This is a genomic window from Pedobacter sp. Leaf194 (assembly GCF_001423945.1).
In the GTDB taxonomy this organism is placed as follows: Bacteria; Bacteroidota; Bacteroidia; order Sphingobacteriales; family Sphingobacteriaceae; genus Pedobacter.
In genome coordinates this window covers 511,617-527,429 of the sequence record NZ_LMPU01000008.1, presented here as the reverse complement: position 1 = coordinate 527,429, position 15,813 = coordinate 511,617, and the positions used below count along the sequence as shown (strand labels likewise).

The 15,813-nt window shown below is 38.7% G+C and carries 15 protein-coding genes; 9 read left to right on the top strand and 6 right to left on the bottom strand.

The features are described 5' to 3' along the window. The first annotated feature begins 238 nt into the window (after positions 1-238). From fbaA to ASG14_RS09935, 3 genes are all read left to right on the top strand, one after another. A complete protein-coding gene (gene fbaA, locus ASG14_RS09945) occupies positions 239-1,318 on the top strand; it encodes a class II fructose-bisphosphate aldolase (protein ID WP_056870896.1) in 1,080 nt (359 codons plus the stop codon). 131 nt (positions 1,319-1,449) lie between these two features. Further along, entirely contained in the window at positions 1,450-1,935 is a 486-nt protein-coding gene (locus ASG14_RS09940; protein WP_056870895.1) for a low affinity iron permease family protein, read from the top strand. After that, positions 1,932-2,354, top strand: a complete 423-nt coding sequence (locus ASG14_RS09935; protein ID WP_056870894.1) for a GNAT family N-acetyltransferase — start codon at positions 1,932-1,934, stop codon at positions 2,352-2,354. Before ASG14_RS09940 ends, ASG14_RS09935 begins: the two co-directional genes overlap by 4 nt. A 251-nt stretch (positions 2,355-2,605) precedes the next feature. Here ASG14_RS09935 and ASG14_RS09930 read toward each other — a convergent pair whose 3' ends face one another. The 6 genes from ASG14_RS09930 to ASG14_RS09900 form a co-directional block, all read right to left on the bottom strand. Continuing rightward, a complete protein-coding gene (locus tag ASG14_RS09930) occupies positions 2,606-3,466 on the bottom strand; it encodes a hydroxymethylglutaryl-CoA lyase (protein ID WP_056870893.1) in 861 nt (286 codons plus the stop codon). 130 nt (positions 3,467-3,596) lie between these two features. Next, positions 3,597-4,922: an NAD(P)/FAD-dependent oxidoreductase gene (locus ASG14_RS09925; RefSeq protein WP_056870892.1), complete on the bottom strand. Its 1,326-nt coding sequence runs from the start codon at positions 4,920-4,922 to the stop codon at positions 3,597-3,599. Between the two features lie 390 nt (positions 4,923-5,312). Further along, positions 5,313-8,297 carry a protein translocase subunit SecDF gene (gene secDF / locus ASG14_RS09915; RefSeq protein ID WP_056870890.1) on the bottom strand — a complete coding sequence of 995 codons (2,985 nt, stop codon included), beginning with the start codon at positions 8,295-8,297 and terminating at the stop codon, positions 5,313-5,315. Positions 8,298-8,753: 456 nt separating this feature from the next. Next, complete coding sequence (locus ASG14_RS09910) at positions 8,754-9,278, bottom strand: dihydrofolate reductase (protein WP_235528557.1); 525 nt, start codon at positions 9,276-9,278, stop codon at positions 8,754-8,756. Positions 9,279-9,479: 201 nt separating this feature from the next. After that, positions 9,480-9,884: a four helix bundle protein gene (locus tag ASG14_RS09905; RefSeq protein ID WP_056870888.1), complete on the bottom strand. Its 405-nt coding sequence runs from the start codon at positions 9,882-9,884 to the stop codon at positions 9,480-9,482. Between the two features lie 172 nt (positions 9,885-10,056). Beyond that, positions 10,057-10,851, bottom strand: coding sequence for a thymidylate synthase (locus ASG14_RS09900; RefSeq protein WP_056870887.1), 795 nt, complete (start codon positions 10,849-10,851; stop codon positions 10,057-10,059). Positions 10,852-11,051: 200 nt separating this feature from the next. Between ASG14_RS09900 and ispE the strand changes: the two genes are divergently transcribed. The 6 genes from ispE to ASG14_RS09865 all read left to right on the top strand — a co-directional run bounded on the left by ispE (position 11,052) and on the right by ASG14_RS09865 (position 15,669). Beyond that, a complete protein-coding gene (gene ispE / locus ASG14_RS09895) occupies positions 11,052-11,855 on the top strand; it encodes a 4-(cytidine 5'-diphospho)-2-C-methyl-D-erythritol kinase (protein ID WP_056870886.1) in 804 nt (267 codons plus the stop codon). Positions 11,856-11,936: 81 nt separating this feature from the next. After that, positions 11,937-12,359 (top strand): OsmC family protein, encoded by a 423-nt coding sequence (locus ASG14_RS09890; protein ID WP_056870885.1) that lies wholly within the window; start codon positions 11,937-11,939, stop codon positions 12,357-12,359. A gap of 80 nt (positions 12,360-12,439) precedes the next feature. Then, positions 12,440-13,606 (top strand): PLP-dependent aspartate aminotransferase family protein, encoded by a 1,167-nt coding sequence (locus ASG14_RS09885; RefSeq protein WP_056870884.1) that lies wholly within the window; start codon positions 12,440-12,442, stop codon positions 13,604-13,606. A 166-nt stretch (positions 13,607-13,772) separates the two neighbouring features. Further along, complete coding sequence (locus ASG14_RS09875; protein ID WP_056870882.1) at positions 13,773-14,435, top strand: hypothetical protein; 663 nt, start codon at positions 13,773-13,775, stop codon at positions 14,433-14,435. Between the two features lie 133 nt (positions 14,436-14,568). Beyond that, positions 14,569-15,288 (top strand): pirin family protein, encoded by a 720-nt coding sequence (locus ASG14_RS09870; RefSeq protein WP_056870881.1) that lies wholly within the window; start codon positions 14,569-14,571, stop codon positions 15,286-15,288. A gap of 84 nt (positions 15,289-15,372) precedes the next feature. Continuing rightward, positions 15,373-15,669, top strand: a complete 297-nt coding sequence (locus tag ASG14_RS09865; protein WP_056870880.1) for a hypothetical protein — start codon at positions 15,373-15,375, stop codon at positions 15,667-15,669. The last annotated feature ends 144 nt before the right edge of the window (positions 15,670-15,813 follow it).

The following is a 15,813-nucleotide window of genomic DNA, read 5'->3' as shown; positions in this document are numbered from 1 at the left end:
ACCAAGAATAGTCAAATCTCAGGTTTCAATTGCCTAAGTGGCTTTATTGGTCTGCAGCGTTTAAAAAGTGATAATGCAAATTTCGATTTTTTGATAATGTGTCTTTCTTACACTAAGCATAATGTCTTTTTTACACTAAACAGGCCTTATTTGGTTGTTAGGCAAATAATTCTGTTGTTACAAAAGCTTAAAATGTTATTTTTTTTTATAACTTCGGACTTAATAAAATTAACAAGAGATGAGTTTAAAAGGCTACAAAGGCGTAATTTACGGAGATGCCGTTCAAGAATTGTTTGAGCAGGCTAAAAAACATCAGTTTGCATTACCAGCTGTGAACGTAACCGGTACAAATACGGTTAATGCGGTATTGGAAACTGCCAAGGCAGTGAATTCGCCAGTTATGATTCAGTTATCTAATGGAGGTGCGCAATTTTATGCGGGTAAATCTTTGGATAATGAGAAATTACAGGCGTGCATTTTAGGTGCTGTATCGGCGGCTAAACATGTGCATTTATTGGCAGAACATTATGGTGTTGCCGTGGTTTTACATACCGACCACGCCGCTAAAAAATTGTTGCCTTGGATTGATGGCCTTTTAGACCACGGTGAAAAATTCTTTGCTGAAACCGGAAAACCGTTATTTTCATCACACATGCTCGACCTTTCAGAGGAGCCTATTGAGGAAAACATGGAAATTTCTGCTAAATATTTTGCCCGCATGGCAAAAATGAACATGACTATTGAAATTGAGCTTGGTGTTACAGGTGGTGAGGAAGATGGCGTGGATAACAGCGATGTGGATAGCTCTAAATTATATACCCAGCCAAGTGAAGTTGCTTATGCTTATGAAGAACTGAGTAAAGTTTCTCCACGTTTTACGGTTGCGGCTGCATTTGGTAATGTACATGGTGTATACAAGCCAGGTAATGTGAAATTGCAACCGGTAATTTTGAAAAATTCTCAGGATTTTGTTAAAGAGAAATTTAATTTAACTGCCGAGAAACCAATCAATTTCGTTTTTCACGGGGGCTCAGGTTCATCTCAGGAGGAAATAAGAGAAGCAATTTCTTACGGTGCTATTAAGATGAATATCGATACCGACATGCAATGGGCATTTTGGGAAGGTATTTTGGAATATTACAAAAAGAATGAAGCCTTCCTTCAGGGCCAGATTGGTAACCCGGATGGCGAAGATAAACCTAATAAGAAATATTACGACCCACGTGTTTGGTTACGTAAAGGCGAGGAGACTTTCGTTAAGCGCTTAACAACAGCTTTCGAAGATTTAAATTGCATTAACGCTAACGAAAAACTGTAAATACAATCCGTTTTAGGTTGCGATTAGGCATCAGAAAACGATTATGTTGAGAATAAATTTAAAGCGCTATAGGTTGTAAAACTTATGGCGCTTTCGTTTGTTTAATGCTATATTTAAGCAAACGAAATGTGATGACAAAATCGAGTACTGATTCCAAAAAAAACAATTTTTTTGAGAAGTTTGCCAATGCTGCAACAAAGTTTACAGGCAGTTCTGTTGCCTTTATTTCTGCCACAGCAATTGTAATTATCTGGGCCGTTACCGGGCCTGTTTTCCACTATTCTGAAACCTGGCAGTTGGTCATTAATACGGGAACAACAATTATAACTTTTTTAATGGTGTTTCTGATTCAAAAAGCACAAAATAAAGATGGTAAGGCCATACAATTGAAACTGAACGAATTAATTGCGGCGCAACAGGGTGCAAGCAACCGTATGGTTGATATTGAAGATTTAAGTGAAAGAGAGTTAGATCAGTTGCATAAATTTTACGTTACAATTGCTACTCTTGCAAAAAAAGAGGCCGATATTCATTGTTCGCATTCGATAGATGTTGCGAAAGAACTGAATGAGATAAAGTTGAAAAATAATAAACATTTTAAAAGCCATAAACAATGAGTTTGCTAGTTCAAAAAGTTAACCATCCTGAAGATTTAGATAAGGTATTTGCTATACGTAAAATTGTATTTGTTGATGAACAAAATTGTCCACCGGAATTGGAGTGGGAACATGAAGATGAATCGGTGCATTTTTTGGCTAAGCAAAACGGACAACCATGTGGTGCGTGCAGGTGGCGTAAAACGGATTTAGGCTACAAGCTTGAACGATTTGCCGTGCTTAAAGAGTTTAGAGGCCAGGGTGTTGGCCGTGCTTTAATTGCAGAAGCACTTTCCGATTTACCTGAAGATGCACATTATATCTATTTGAATTCTCAGCTCGATGCCATGAGTTTATACGCCAAATTTGGTTTCGTAGCCGAAGGTGAGCAATTTGAAGAAGCAGGAATTCAGCATTTTAAAATGGTTAAAAAGGTTTAATCTGATTTTAAAGTCATTGCCAGGCACGAAGCAATATTCATGCAGTCTAGGTTTACCTCAAGTTTACACATGTAAATTTGAGCGTTAAAATTCTGCCGCAAGAAATTAAGTCTCCTCGTCATTGGCGAGGAGTGCATCAATAAAAAGCACTATACAATCGCAGGCAGGCAGGAAGTCAGTGATGGCTGTTAAAAAATATCCTAAAACCTGCAAATCAATTCGTACCCCAATTTAAAAGTTCGATAATTTATTTATCCGAATATCTTACCCGATAAATGCATCGCTTCATCCCACTTCTCCATATTAAGATTAAGTGCGGCGCCTTTGGAGTTTAGATAGCTAATAACGTCTTCGGTAGCAATATTTCCTGTTAAATCATCTGCAGCCATCGGGCATCCGCCAAAGCCTTTCAATGCAAAGTCTATCCGCGTAACCCCGGCAAGATATAACGCTTCGATTTTCTCCGAGCGCTGGTCAGGGGTGGAGTGCAAATGAACACCGATTTCGGTTTGGCTGAATTTTGTAATCAGCTTTGGCAAGATGTTGGCGATTGTCTCGGGTGTCGAAACGCCTACTGTATCAGCAAGAGAAAGTATACTAACACCTTTTTGTACCAGGATATCGGCCCATTGCTCTACAATTTCATAATTCCATTCATCGCCATATGGGTTTCCGAAGCCCATTGAAAGGTAAATAACAGCAGTTTTATTGTTTTTGGCACAATGTGATAACATGTCTTCAACCGTGTTTAAAGATTGTGCTATGCTCGAATTGGTGTTGCGCTGCTGAAAGGTTTCTGATATGGAAAAAGGGAAACCCAGATAACTGATTTGTTCGTGCTTAACCGCATCTTCTACACCCCGCAAATTTGCCACGATTGCGAGGAGTTTAGTAGACGTATTGCTTAAATTTAATTTGTTTAATACTTCCACTGTATCTGCCATCTGCGGAATCGCTTTCGGTGAAACAAAACTTCCAAAATCAAGTGTGTCAAAACCAACTTGCAGTAATAAATTCAAGTATTCCGCTTTCAATTCAGTTGGAATGAAATCATGTAAACCTTGCATGGCATCACGCGGACATTCTACTAATTTAAATTTTTTTAGGCTCATGATTTCTGGTTAGTTAGCCGAAATTGCGTAAAGTTTTTTGCAAAAGAAAGCGGGACGTCCAAAACATTTGCTCAGCTCGAACTTTCCCTTAACGAACAACGAACAACGAACAACGAACAACGAACAACGACTAATGAACTTCCTTCACGCTTGGCACTTCTGCACGGTAATCAACGCTTCTGTCTTTTGCAAATGTTCTTATGATTAAACGCGTTCCTCTATCGTAGCTAAAGTAGCTCCAAAGCCAGTTAATGAACACGATAATCTTATTACGGAAACCAACCAAGGTCATTAAGTGTACAAACATCCAGGTAAACCAGGCAAAAATTCCCTGAAAATGGATTTTGCCGATATCTACAACTGCTTTGTTTCTGCCAACGGTCGCCATAGAACCTTTATCGAAATACTTAAATTTCTCTAATGGTTTATTTTTTACAATGTTGATTAGGTTTTTGGCTAAATGATGTCCTTGCTGGATAGCCGCAGGAGCCACTCCGGGATGTCCGTTTGGCGTTTCTTCATTAATTATTGCCGCAACATCGCCAATTGCATATATGTTTTGGTAACCAGCCACTAAATTCTGCGTGTCGGTTTTTAACCTTCCACCACGCACAACCTCCGCTTTATCTAAGCCCGCTAACACTTCTCCTTTTACACCGGCACTCCAAATCACGGTCGAGCTCAAAATTGGCGCCTTATCTTGCAGTGATAGGGTAAGGCCGTCATAACCGAGAACTCTTGTTTCATTCATGACCTGAACACCCATCTTAAGTAAAAACTCTTTAGATTTTTGCTGTGCCTGAGGAGACATCGGGCCTAAAAGTTCCGGAGAATTTTCGATTAAATATATGTTTACCTTGCTTAAATCCATTTCGGGATAATCGTTCGGTATAACGTGTTTCTTGAGCTCAGAAATCGCTCCGGCAGTTTCTACCCCGGTTGGGCCACCACCAACTACTACAAAGTTCAACAGGGCATTTTTTTTATCGGGGTCCTTTTCAATAAGTGATTTTTCAAAATTCTGCAGAATTAGACTTCTCAAATCCAAAGCTTCGGGAATTGATTTCATTGGCATAGAATTCGCCTCAATCTCCTTATTCCCAAAAAAGTTACTGGTTGAACCGGTCGCTATTACCAAGTAATCGTAACTCACCTTGCCAATATCAGTAATCAGACAATTTTCTGCAGCATTTACTTCAGTGACTTTGGTAACCCTGAAAACTAAATTATCCTGTCCTTTAAAAATTTTGCGCAGCGGGAAAGCAATTGAATCGGCTTCTAAACCGCCAGTGGCTACCTGGTAAAGTAATGGCTGAAAGGTATGGTAGTTATGTTTATCTAACATTACCACCTGAAAAGGCTTGTTTTTCAATCGTTTAGCTAACTCAATCCCGCCAAATCCGCCGCCAACTATAACTACTCTTGGGTATTCGCTTTTAGGAAGTTGTAAATCCATTTTTTATTGGTTTATCTGATATTAATCTAACAAAAAGATAGCCAAAAGGTTTAAAAACGACGGCTAAAACCTTAGTAGGTCTACAGGTACGTTATTATAACTTTTACATGACCAAAGGATTTTTTCAAGCTTTCCCGTTTGCGGATTGGCTGCCCATATTCGAGTCTTAGTGACATTTTTCGATGGATGATTGATGGCAGTAACTGTCACATTTACCCGCTGGGTAAAGAATTGGAAAGTGATTAAAAAATATGGGTAAAGTATTGCCCATATCTTTAGCCAAACAACGCCCCTCAAAAACCATCCGCTTTTTACCTCGCATCACGAGCAAAAAAAAACGCCTTCCCGTAAAATCGGGAAGGCGTTTGAAATATCTAAAGAACTTAAATCTTACTTTTTCTTCTCTGCAGAACTACCCAAATCTATTACGATAGGCGTAGAGATACACAATGATGAATACGTACCAATGATACGACCAATAAGCAATGCAAAGATAAATCCGCGGATGCTATCGCCACCAAAGATGAAGATTACCAATAACACGAAAAACACTGTTAACGATGTTAGAATGGTACGACTTAAAGTACTGTTCAATGCGAAGTTAATTAAGTTGTTACGTTCTTCGCCATGTAAATCATCTTTACCGGCTTCTTTCAGTTTCTCACGTATACGGTCGAACACAACAACTGTTTCTGTCATGGTATAACCCATTACAGTTAAAATCGCTGCAATAAAATCCTGACCAATTTCCAATGAGAATGGCATTACACCATCTAAAATTGTATAGAAAGAAAGTACCATTAAAACATCATGGAATAATGCGATAACCGCACCCAAACCGTATTGCCATTTCTTGAAACGGATAACGATATAAATGAACATGAACAAACACGAAATCAATACCGCGTAGAATGCGCCGTTCACGATATCACTTGCAATGATAGGCGTTACTTTTTGCGAGCTTACAATCTCGTATTTCGAGCCTGATAAACCTTTAGTTAGTGCGTCTTCTACAACTTTATCCGTTTTGGGGTCTTGGTCTTCAATGTGGAAGGTAGTGGTAATTTTAACCTGGCTATCTTCACCAGCAGTTTTTACCTCAGGCGTTTCGTTTCCGAAAACCGGGTTTAACTTTGTTTTTAAATCTTCCGTATTTACTGCCTTATCGAAGTGTACAAGGTAAGTTCTACCTCCTTTAAAATCTACACCTAAATTTAAACCACCATTTTTAAAGTACATACCAATACCTGCAACAATAATAACTGTTGAGATTACATAGTAAATTTTACGGCGGCCAACAAAATTAAAAGCTAGATTCTTGAATGCGTTACGGGTAAAGTTATTGTCGAAACTTACCTCAACTTTACGGTTTAGCAATGAATCAAAAACCACTCTCGATATCGCGACAGCAGCAAATAATGATGAAAGAATACCAATACACAACGTGGTTGCAAAACCCTGAACCGGGCCACTGCCAAATACATAAAGAATAGCACCTAGTATAAATAGAGTAACGTTCGAGTCAATAATTGAAGGCATTGCATGTTTAAAACCTTCTTTAATTGCAGCAGCAGTATTTTTGCCATGCGCAAGTTCCTCACGTACACGTTCGAAAATTAAGATGTTTGCATCAACCGATAAACCAATGGTTAAAACAATCCCGGCAATACCAGGTAAGGTTAAAACTGCACCAAGTGATACCAAAATACCAATGATGAAGAATAAGTTTAATAGTAAGGCGAAATTTGCAACCCAACCTGCCCGGTGGTAATACAACGCCATGAAGATTAAAATTACGATAAAGGCAATTACAAAAGAGATTAAACCATCGTGAATAGCCTGTGCACCTAAGGTTGGACCAACAACGAAGCTACCCGCAATACGAGCAGGTGCGGGTAATTTACCAGCCTTTAAAATGTTCGATAAATCTTTGGTATCTTCTTGAGTAAAGTTTCCTGAGATTGAAGAAACACCATTTGGAATTTCGTTTTGAACTGTAGGAGCGGAGTAAACCTGATTGTCTAATACAATTGCAATAGATTTTTTATTCTGGGCATCAGCAGAAGCCTCAGCAGTAATTTTTTTCCATTTCGCAGCGCCTTCGCTGGTCATGTACATGGTTACTTCTGGCTTACCTTTTTGGTCAAAGTCGTTACGTGAATCACTTACAGCATCGCCACCTAAGTCTGGTTTGCCATCAGCGCTTACAACTTTAATCGCATAAAGTTCGAAAACCTTAGAACCTTCCATTGGTTTAACGCTCCACATAAACTTCATTGTAGAAGGAATGGCAGCGGCAACCTCCGGCATTCTGAAATATGAATTTACTTTTGCAGTATCTTTTTGTGCAACCCAACCAACAATTGGTCCCGGGCGCAACGCAGGCTGTCCGTTTTCTGCCTGATAAGTAGGAATACTTAAAATAGAGAATAAAGGATTTGATTTTGCAATCTCAGCTTTAGCTGCAGTAGAATCTTTTTTACCTAAGCCAGCAAGTTTTCCACCTTTGGTGGTATCTGTAGCAGACTTTTCTAAACCTGCCAGTTTTCCACCTGCAGCAGGCGCAGCAGTTGTGTCTTTAGCAGCAGCAACCGGGGCGGCATCTTTTAGTGTAGACGCTAAAGTTTTATTAATATTTTCAAGCAATGAAACAACTTCCTGAACCTGATAAACCTGCCAGAACTGCAATTCAGCAGAACCTTGCAATAATTTATAAACACGTTCTTTATCCTGAATACCCGGCATCTCAATTAAAATGCGGTTACTTCCAGGTTGTTTCTGCATGTTCGGACTTACAACGCCAAAACCATCAATACGCGAACGTAAGATTGTGAATGAGCGGTCGATAGCGCTTTCGGCTTCTTTTGATAAAAAGCTTTGAACCTCGCTATTTGAAGCGTTTGGTTTTAACTGCGATGCATTATCCTGATTTGAGAAATAATCTGCAAGTTTTACACCCGGACTTAATTTTTCAAATTCATCAACAAATAATTTGATGTAATCTTTACCACCGGCGTTTAACTGAGCTTGAGCATTTTGCAATGCTTTGTTGAAATTAGCATCATTTGTGTTGTCTGCTAATGATTTTACCAGTTCCGATAACGATATTTCCATCGTTACGTTTATACCACCTTTTAAATCGAGGCCTAAATTGATCTCTTTCGATTTAACAGACTGATAAGTGAAACCCAGAACAGGGTATACTTTCTCAGTGCTCATCGAATCTAAATAAGCCTTTTCTTTGGCTAAATCACCTTTCGCATAGTTTTTTGCGTCTTTCTCTACCTTGGATGCTACCAAAGTGAAAGAAAGTGCATATGCACAAACGATAGCCAATACTATCGCTATAAACTTAATAAAACCTTTTCCTTGCATTGTTTGTTTAAAATAATTTGTCTTTCGCTGTTTTTTAACAAGTCGGCAAATCTAATTAAATTTTTAAATTATAGAACCCCTTAATTGATAATTTATTAAGATTAATTTTTACCGGGCAACAAAGTAACTTTTGTTTAGCAGAACCCGCGTAAGCATTTAATTTGGAAGGTGAAATTTATTTGGAAAGCAATTGCAGTAGCGCTTAGCTTTGGTTCGGTCCCGCTAATGTTCCAAGCACCGACGAAAAATCGGTGACTTTCCACGAATATCGGGTTTAGGTGGCAACTACAGAATATCAATTCCGCTCTAATATCCAGTTCTAATTTTTGGCTGTAGTCCTTTCGAGACACGAAGCCATCTTGATAGTGCGGTTCGTGGTCTTTAACGATTCTTAAAATAAATCTCAATAGCGAGCGCATTAAGATTGCTTCGTGCCTCGCAATAACGAATTCCTAATTATTTTCTTTTAAGCACCTCAAAAGTATAATCATACTTGTTTTTTTCATCCGCTTTGTGAGTTTCCGAACTTATCGTGTCCCATTCGCTTCTATCAATTTCAGGAAAGAAAGTGTCAGCATCGAAAGTGTGGTGGATTGTAGTTAAATATAAGGTATCGGTTTTCGGTAAAGCCTGACGATAAATCTCGGCGCCACCAACTATAAAAACTGGCTTCTCTTCGTTTTTAGTAGCTTCTATAGCCTCTTCCAAACTGGTTACAACTTCAACGCCATCAATTTTTAAGTTGCCGTCCCTTGTAATCACAATGTTCCGGCGGTTCGGTAGGGGCTTGCCAACAGAGTCGAACGTCTTGCGGCCCATTACCACGGTGTGACCAGAAGTGGTTTGTTTAAAAAACTTTAAATCAGCTGGCATATGCCACAAAAGCTGATTATTTTTTCCGATAGCGAAGTTCTCGCCCACGGCAACTGCGATAGCTACCGAAGGGCTGGTTTGTTCATTAGTCATTAGTTTATTAGTCATTGGTTCGATAGTTCATTAGTTCATTCGTTCAGTCGTTCATTGGTTCAATAGTTCATTAGTTCATTGGTCCGGTCGTTCATTGGTTCAATCGTTCATTAGTTCATTGGTCCGGTCGTTCATTGGTTCAATTGCGATCAGTTCATTTGTTTAATAATTTACTAGATCGTCAGTTCGATAGTCATTAGTTTATTAATGCAACAGTCATTTGTTTAATGAGCCATCCGTTTGCGGTTTTGTGGCCGTCGACTTTGTTCCGATATATTTTAAATAAGCATTAAGCTTAATGTGTATGATTTCAAGTCTGTTGAAAAGGTGGTTGTAAATTTCTTCGCTGACCAAACCTCTATGGCGCATTTTTCTCAAAAAAGATTTAGTTTCCAGAACCGAACCCCTGCTGTAATAACAGAAATTTTTATTTTCCTTGAAATGAAAACGCCCGTAACCTTCAGCAATGTTAGCGCTAATGGAATCTGCAGCTCTGCAGATTTGTTTCCCTACAGTTTCCTTAGCAAAAAAATCCCATCTTATCACAACATTCCAAATTTCATTTGATAAATCTTCAGCAAGCATGTATACCTCTAGATCTTCAATTCGATTATAACTCATAATTATTTTGTTTACACATTAATTATAAGGGATGACTTAAAATCGAGATTTCGCTAATTAAAGCTTTGAATAATATACTCCGTGAACCAATGACCAGTGAAACCAATGACCAGTGAAACCAATGAACTATTGAACAAATGAACTATTGAACAAATGAACAATTGAACAAATGCTAAACCGCAACTATTCCTTTAATATGTGGATGTGCCTCGTAGTTCTCCAACGTAAAGTCTTCAAATTTGAAATCGAAAATGCTTTTTACATCAGGATTGATCTTCATGGTTGGAAGTGGTTTCGGATCTCTGCTTAACTGCAAATTAGCCTGTTCTATGTGGTTGTTATACAAATGTGCATCTCCGAGAGTATGTACAAAATCGCCCGCTTCTAAACCACAAACCTGTGCAACCATCATCGTTAATAATGCATAAGATGCTATATTAAATGGCACGCCTAAAAAAATGTCAGCACTGCGTTGATATAGTTGACAACTTAATTTTCCATCGGCAACATAGAATTGAAAAAACGCATGGCAAGGTGGCAACGCCATGTTTTCAATCTCTGCAACGTTCCATGCAGAAACAATAATTCTACGCGAATCTGGATTATTTTTTATGGTATTGATGATATTTGTAATCTGATCGATGTGCTGCCCGTCTGGTGTTGGCCAGCTCCTCCACTGCGAACCGTAAACCGGCCCTAAATTTCCATCTACATCTGCCCACTCATCCCAAATTCTTACACCATTATCTTTAAGGTACTTGATGTTTGTATCGCCGGTTAAAAACCAGATTAATTCATGAATTATAGATTTCAAGTGCAGCTTCTTGGTGGTTACCATCGGGAAGCCCTCCTGCAGGTTAAATCGCATTTGATAGCCAAAAACGCTAATCGTTCCTGTTCCTGTACGGTCGTGCTTTTGTGCGCCATTATCCAGCACATGCTGCATTAAATCTAAATATTGTTTCATATATTCCTTAATCCCGAAGCCATCGGAACTTTCAAATTAAAAAATTAATTAACTACAAATATGTGAAAAATCTCCATCACGGAATCTTTTAGTTTTATAAATTAACTGATTTTTAAACAAGCCTGACTTTTGTATGTTTGCGCAGTGATGTCTCGATTGCAAAAAAGTCCTGATAGTCGCTCCTAATTAATACTAAAGAGATGTTATCCTTTCCGAACGCAAAAATTAATCTTGGCTTAAACATTACAGAAAAACGCGAAGATGGTTACCACAACCTGGAAACTATCTTTTATCCGGTTAATATTAAAGATTCGGTCGAAATTACCGACGCGGCTTTTACTTCATGCAAAATCCACGGTATCGCTGTTCCCGGAAATCCAGACGACAACTTGTGTTTAAAAGCATATAACTTAATTAAAAAAGATTTTGATATTCCTGCGCAGCAGATAGATTTACTGAAAAATATCCCTGTAGGAGCAGGCCTGGGCGGAGGTTCTGCCGATTGTGCTTTCTTAATTAAGTTGTTAAACAGCAAATTCAACCTCGGGTTATCTATAGAAACAATGCAAAACTATGCCCGGCAGCTCGGTGCCGATTGTGCTTTTTTTATTGAGAATAAACCTGTTTATGCATTTAATAAAGGAGATGAGTTCGAAAAGACTGATATCGACCTGTCATCCTGGTTTAAAGTTTTAGTTAAACCACCTGTGCACGTTAGCACTGCTGATGCATACGCACTTGTAAAACCTCAAAAGCCTTTGCAATCGATAAAAGAAATCATACATTTGTCGCCAACAACATGGAAAAATAAGGTTATCAACGATTTCGAGCCATCGGTTTTCGCAAAGTATCCCCAAATTCATCAAATAAAAACCAGTTTATACGATGCAGGCGCAACATTCGCTTTAATGAGTGGTAGCGGCTCGTCGGTTTTTGCAATTTTTAGCAAACCTGTTAATCTGCCGGAACTGGAAAAAGACAATTTAGTTTTTTACAACATTTAAACTGGGCTGAAAGTAAAAGCTGACAGGCGAAAGCAATTTCTCTGGCAACTTACACTGCCACCCGTACTGACTATAAAAAAAATGAATATAAATCTCATCCGCAAAAGCGGGAAATTTAATTTCGAAGCTGAAAACGAGAACGGCTTTACCGTAGAACTAGATGCTAAAGCTGCAATAGGCGGCGATGGGAAAGGTTTTAGGCCTATGGAAATGCTTTTAATTGGCCTTGGCGGTTGCAGCGGCATAGACATGGTAAATGTTCTAACTAAGCAAAAAGAACCACTCGCCGATATTAAAATTGCGATTAATGCTAGTCGTAAAGATGAAGAAATGCCGCCGATTTTCGACGTTATCGATATTCACTTTAATTTATTTGGCGATTTAAACGCATCCAAAGTAGAAAGGGCTTTGGAAATGACTTTTAACAAATATTGCTCTGTGTCGAATATTTTAGGGCGCTCCGCAAAAATTAATTTTACATACGAAATAAACAACAGCATTTAGCAGGTATCGAACAGCAAGACGCATTCTCAATATTCGATGCGCAAAAACTGTTGCTGATATTAAAATCTTGAAATTTAACAATGAAATCCAACAACTTTGAAACCATAGCCATACGCACGCAAACGGAACGCAGCCTGCACAAGGAGCATTCAGCGCCAATTTACCTAACATCAAGTTACAAATTTGATGATGCTGAAGAAATGCGTGCTTTATTTGCAAACGAGAAAGAGGGCAACGTTTACAGCCGTTACTCAAATCCAAATACCTCAGAATTTATAGAGAAAATGTGCCTGCTTGAAGGCGCCGAAGATGGTTTTGCCACTGCAACTGGTATGGCCGCCATCTTTACAACCTTTGGCGCTTTCTTAAAAGCTGGCGACCATATTGTTTCCAGCCGATCCGTTTTCGGTTCTACGCATCAACTTTTAACCAATGTTTTCTCTAAATGGGGCGTAACTTTCGATTACGCAGATTTAGATAAGCCTGAAGATTGGGAGGCTCTGATTAAGCCAAATACCAAAATGATTTTTGTAGAAACGCCATCAAATCCTGGAATCGACATTATCGACTTGGCTTTTCTTGGCGAGTTGGCGAAAAAGCATAATCAACTTTTAGTCGTTGATAACTGTTTTGCAACCCCGTACCTGCAACAGCCGATTAAATTAGGTGCACATCTGTCTATCCATTCGGCTACTAAATACATCGACGGACAAGGTAGAGTGTTGGGCGGAATTGTTTTAGGAACAAAAGCATTAATCGCAGAAGTTATTGGCTTTGCCCGGCACAGCGGACCGGCATTATCGCCTTTTAACGCCTGGATTTTATCAAAAAGCTTAGAAACTTTGGCTGTACGTATGGATCGCCATTGCGAAAGCGCTTTAAAGGTGGCCGCCTACCTGGAGAAACATCCAAAAATTAAGCTGGTAAAATACCCGTTTTTGCCGTCGCACCCACAATATGAAATTGCAAAAAAGCAAATGAAGCAAGGTGGTGGCATTGTAACTATCGTTGTTGAGGGTGGTGTAGAAGGCGCCCGGAAGTTTATGGATGGCCTACAAATGTTCTCTATCTCCGCAAACCTTGCTGATACACGCTCAATTGCAACGCATCCTGCTACCAGTACGCACAGCAAGTTAACAGAAGAAGAACGTAATATTGTTGGTATCGAGCAAGGTTCTATTCGTTTATCAATTGGTTTAGAGCATATTAATGATATTTTAGCCGACATTGAACAAGCCTTGAGTTAAACTTTTTTTATTGAGTTGCGAATATATTTGAGGAACACTATTACATTTCAGGTTTAAATAAGAATAATTTATGCGAAGCTTTTTATTGTTGCTGGTGAGTTTCTTTTTATTTTCCTGTAACCAAAGTGGCAAAGATTTATCAACTCTGCCGAAAAAAGGATTAAACATGGAGAAGATTGATTTCAAAGAAAGGCCACTGGAAATCTTGAAATCAAAAATAGATTCGACCGTAAACTACGATGCAGAGTTTATAAAAAAAGGATACTCAGAACCCTTCGATTATCCTGTAGGTTACAAGTTGGATTCCTGGAACGGAAAGGATTCGTTTTACGGAAAGGCATATTACAGTAAAGTAGAAGATAGCATTGCCTACTACCAAAATATATACTTTAATAGAATTGCTTTTTTATCGCATGACAATAAAACGGTAGCAATTTTAGCTGATGCAGAACTTAAATCTGACACGGTTTATAACGATTTAGTTAAACAACTGACAAAGCAATTTGGACCGCCGACTTTCAGGCCGCAGACTACAATGGATGTCTTCTATGAATGGTCTACTCCTGACAGGCGCATCCAGGTAGACTACTCGAAAGGTGGGTCAATGACTGCTGTTTCGGGTAAAGCCGTCGAATATTTAGAAACGTTTAACTTGCAAATGCTTATTTTTAACAAGGCTGAAGCGAAGCGTATCGATGAAATTCAGCAACGGAATTATGCAAAAACAAAAAACTATAAAATACTGGAAGGCGATTTTAAATTGTATAAAAATGACCCTCAAAAAAATATAGTTTTAATGGATAGCATTCTGAACGAAAAATTTAAATAACGACCGTTAGCCCAACGGGGTTTTCGGTGTCGATTTTCGATTTAAATCACTAACCTCAAGCTTTCTTAACCTACATCAATGCACAGGTTTAAAACCTGCAGTAAATTTGTATCATAAACAAGAAAGGAAATTTATGTCACAATTTATTTTGCACAAAGAAAACACCAGAGGCCATGCAAATCATGGTTGGTTAAACGCTCACCACTCCTTCAGCTTTGCAAATTATTACAATCCTGAAAGAATGCATTTTGGAGTTTTGCGGGTTTTAAATGATGACTTGATTGATGGTGGAATGGGTTTTGGAACACATCCACATGATAATATGGAAATCATTACGATTCCATTAGCTGGAGCCATAGCACATAAAGACAGCATGGGCAACTCGGCCGTAATTAAAAGTGGAGAAATTCAGGTAATGAGCGCCGGTACTGGTGTTAGCCATAGCGAATTCAATGCTTTGCCAGATCAACAATTGAATTTGTTGCAAATTTGGCTATTCCCTAACAAGAAAAATGTTACGCCGCGTTACGACCAGCAGAATTTAGACGTTGAGGCCATGCACAACAACTTCCAACAAATTTTATCGCCAAATCAGGATGATGCCGGCGTTTGGATTCACCAGGACGCATGGTTTTCATTAGGCAAATTTGATAACGGCTTTGAAACTGAATACAAAATTAAAAAAGCAGGAAACGGTGTTTACGCCTTCGTAATTAGTGGCGAAGTTACAATCGATGGACAAACATTAAGCAAAAGAGATGGTTTAGGTATCTGGGATGCCGAAAGCATCAGCTTTAAAGCAAATACTGCAGACGCTGAAGTTTTGTTAATGGATGTTCCAATGGAATTTTAAATTAAGCTATTGTAAATGGTTGCAGGTTAAAAGCTCAAAAGCTTAGCCTGCAACTTTTTATTTAAGCTTTTAACTCAAAAAAATATGCAAACTAAAATTCTTTATATCGGCAGGGATACGGAAATTACGATCGTTATGAAGCGCTTGCTCAATGCCAGACCAGAATGGAAAGGTATTTGCGTTTGTTCTGACGATGAGGCCATATCAATTTTAAAAATGCAGGATATAGATTTGGTACTTTTGGGTAATGGAATAACGCCAGAGTGTGAAAAGGTGCTAAAAGCGCATATAACAGGGCTCAAGCCTAATACAAAAGTTATTCAACATTACGGCGGAGGAAGCGGGTTACTTTACGGGGAAATAATGGGCGCTTTGAATTAAGCTTTCCTATGCTTACCGCCTTTAAAATTCTCTATAATCTTCAAGCCCAAGCTTGCAATAGTTTATTTAGCAGATTTTAACTCAATAGCATAAAAGTGCGACATTGATATCTGCGAAAATTTTGGTCTTTAAAACTTTAGCCCG

Coding starts and splice junctions, on each gene's coding strand:
- ASG14_RS09930 (WP_056870893.1), bottom strand. CDS start 3,466: ATGAGCCTAAAAAAATTTAAATTAGTAGAATGTCCGCGTGATGCCATG.
- ASG14_RS09910 (WP_235528557.1), bottom strand. CDS start 9,278: ATGACTAATAAACTAATGACTAATGAACAAACCAGCCCTTCGGTAGCT.
- ASG14_RS09925 (WP_056870892.1), bottom strand. CDS start 4,922: ATGGATTTACAACTTCCTAAAAGCGAATACCCAAGAGTAGTTATAGTT.
- ASG14_RS09885 (WP_056870884.1), top strand. CDS start 12,440: ATGAAATCCAACAACTTTGAAACCATAGCCATACGCACGCAAACGGAA.
- ASG14_RS09890 (WP_056870885.1), top strand. CDS start 11,937: ATGAATATAAATCTCATCCGCAAAAGCGGGAAATTTAATTTCGAAGCT.
- ASG14_RS09935 (WP_056870894.1), top strand. CDS start 1,932: ATGAGTTTGCTAGTTCAAAAAGTTAACCATCCTGAAGATTTAGATAAG.
- secDF (WP_056870890.1), bottom strand. CDS start 8,297: ATGCAAGGAAAAGGTTTTATTAAGTTTATAGCGATAGTATTGGCTATC.
- ASG14_RS09870 (WP_056870881.1), top strand. CDS start 14,569: ATGTCACAATTTATTTTGCACAAAGAAAACACCAGAGGCCATGCAAAT.
- ispE (WP_056870886.1), top strand. CDS start 11,052: ATGTTATCCTTTCCGAACGCAAAAATTAATCTTGGCTTAAACATTACA.
- ASG14_RS09875 (WP_056870882.1), top strand. CDS start 13,773: ATGGAGAAGATTGATTTCAAAGAAAGGCCACTGGAAATCTTGAAATCA.
- ASG14_RS09865 (WP_056870880.1), top strand. CDS start 15,373: ATGCAAACTAAAATTCTTTATATCGGCAGGGATACGGAAATTACGATC.
- ASG14_RS09900 (WP_056870887.1), bottom strand. CDS start 10,851: ATGAAACAATATTTAGATTTAATGCAGCATGTGCTGGATAATGGCGCA.
- ASG14_RS09905 (WP_056870888.1), bottom strand. CDS start 9,884: ATGAGTTATAATCGAATTGAAGATCTAGAGGTATACATGCTTGCTGAA.
- ASG14_RS09940 (WP_056870895.1), top strand. CDS start 1,450: ATGACAAAATCGAGTACTGATTCCAAAAAAAACAATTTTTTTGAGAAG.
- fbaA (WP_056870896.1), top strand. CDS start 239: ATGAGTTTAAAAGGCTACAAAGGCGTAATTTACGGAGATGCCGTTCAA.